The sequence below is a fragment of the Micromonospora sp. BS32 genome (assembly GCF_059089345.1).
The window spans coordinates 1-418 of sequence record NZ_JBSSHR010000140.1 but is presented as its reverse complement, the minus strand read 5'-3'; the positions used below and the strand labels follow the sequence as shown (position 1 = coordinate 418).

The following is a 418-nucleotide window of genomic DNA, read 5'->3' as shown; positions in this document are numbered from 1 at the left end:
AAATCTCATTGCTCGCCTCGACGAGAAGTTCGGTGAAGCGATCTTCTCCGATGCCCAGGACCTCGGCGGCTTCTGTCTCGCTGAAGCCTTCGACTGCAACCAGCAGGAAAGCCTGGCGCGGCAGCGGCGCAAGCGCGTCAAGATTGGCGGCCGCGCGTTCCTCCCAACCGGTCGGCTCGTCGCCCTTCGGAACGCGGATTGCGACGGATGTGAAGAGTTTCGCGAAGATCTTGTAGAGCGCGATGCGATCGGAGGAACTTTCGGGGAAGATCGACGTGTCTGCGATGATCGCCTCGAGCATCGTCGCCACCATGGCATCGCCGCTGTGCTGGGAACCGGAGACAGCGCGGGCAAACCTGCGCAGATAAGGAAGATGCGGCGCGATAGTGGCGGACAAACCCATGACAAACGGCTCCCT

General features: G+C 61.5%; 1 protein-coding gene. It reads right to left on the bottom strand.

Annotation, left to right across the window (positions count from 1 at the left end):
* Nucleotides 1-403 (bottom strand): sigma factor-like helix-turn-helix DNA-binding protein (locus AC5RWQ_RS30630; RefSeq protein WP_494286070.1); only part of this gene is annotated, 403 nt, incomplete at its 3' end.
* Nucleotides 404-418: the final 15 nt, after the last annotated feature.